The sequence below is a fragment of the Enhygromyxa salina genome, assembly GCF_000737335.2.
Lineage (GTDB): Bacteria > Myxococcota_A > Polyangia > Nannocystales > Nannocystaceae > Plesiocystis > Plesiocystis salina_C.
In genome coordinates, this window is record NZ_JMCC02000282.1 from 1 (window position 1) to 1,151 (window position 1,151).

3 protein-coding genes are annotated in these 1,151 nt (G+C 64.9%); all 3 read left to right on the top strand.

The window, feature by feature from the left end; all coding sequences use genetic code 11:
* Positions 1-649: Yae1 family protein (locus DB30_RS40895; RefSeq protein WP_205633224.1), on the top strand; the 649-nt coding region annotated here is incomplete at its 5' end.
* A gap of 17 nt (positions 650-666) precedes the next feature.
* Positions 667-768, top strand: a complete 102-nt coding sequence (locus DB30_RS40900; protein ID WP_205633225.1) for an ATP-dependent helicase C-terminal domain-containing protein — start codon at positions 667-669, stop codon at positions 766-768.
* A 170-nt stretch (positions 769-938) separates the two neighbouring features.
* Positions 939-1,151, top strand: a 213-nt coding sequence (locus tag DB30_RS42130; protein WP_205633226.1) for a hypothetical protein, incomplete at its 3' end; no start/stop codon positions are given.

Genomic DNA, 1,151 nt, shown 5'->3' on the forward strand with positions numbered 1-1,151 from the left:
GATCGTGGTGGTCTCCTACTGTGATCGGGTGTCAGAACAGCTGGCGGCTTGGAAGATCGGACACCCACCAGCGGTGAACGTGCTGCTGCTCGACGCCCACACCGTCGCGCCGATCTTGGATGTGAAGCGAGGCCAAGCGTGGCCCACCGCAGCGGTGCTGGGTGCTGCCCTGCACGGATGCCGGGGCAATCTCGAGGCTGCGCGGGCCGGTCTTCAGAGTATATTGAAGCTACCCAACGAGCGGCGCGACTCGTACCGCGCGACCTTGTGGGCGGCGCTGCCCAAGCCAATGCAGGCACGACTGAACGAGGAGATGACAGTGCAACAACGCGAAGAAATCTGGGACGTCGAGCGACGCAGCGGGACCTTCTCACGTGGCCATGAAGAAGGCCTGGAAGCAGGCCGAGAACAGGGTCTGCAAGCGGGCCGAGAAGAAGGTCTGGAGGTGGGTTTGGAAGAGGGTCAACGAGTGGGCCGGCGCACGACGCTGGTGGAGTTGATCCTCACGGTGCTCGAAGTTCGCGGCGTCGCCCTTCAGACCAACGAAGTGGCACAAATCCGCGGCTGTGATCGCCTCGAGACCCTCGAGCGCTGGGCCAAGCTCGCGCGTGAGGTCAACGCCGGCGGCCAGCTGTTCGAGCACGGCTGAACGCAGCCGGTCCGCGAGTGCTCGATGGGGCGGTCCCGGTGGTCTTGCACCTGCGCGCGCCCAACCGCCACGACGTCGCGGTGACCCGTGATCTCAGCGCCTTCTGGCGCGAGCACTAGTACCCTGCCGCAGTGAATTTGATGGTTTGAGGCTAGTTCCTGACGCCCCTGGCTTTGTCGCTCGTCAGTCGAGTGTGCCCGACACACTCCTTCCTCGCTTCGCGCCAGGGACGCCAGGCCCGGCGCCTCAAACCATCAAATTCACTGCGGCAGGGTACTAGCAGGCACGCGTGGCCCGAAGATCCGCTGCGCGCGACGCCGCCGGCCCCCTCAGCGGGCGGGCGGCGTCGGCGATCGTGATCAACGCCTGCGATCCAAGCTCTCGGATCGCGGGCTCGAATTATTTTCAACAGATCTGCAACACGGCGCCGCGCGGGCCGAGAGGGTCTGTGTGGCAGCAGGCACTCTTCATCAAGGCACCCTCGAGCTGTTTCGACACGATC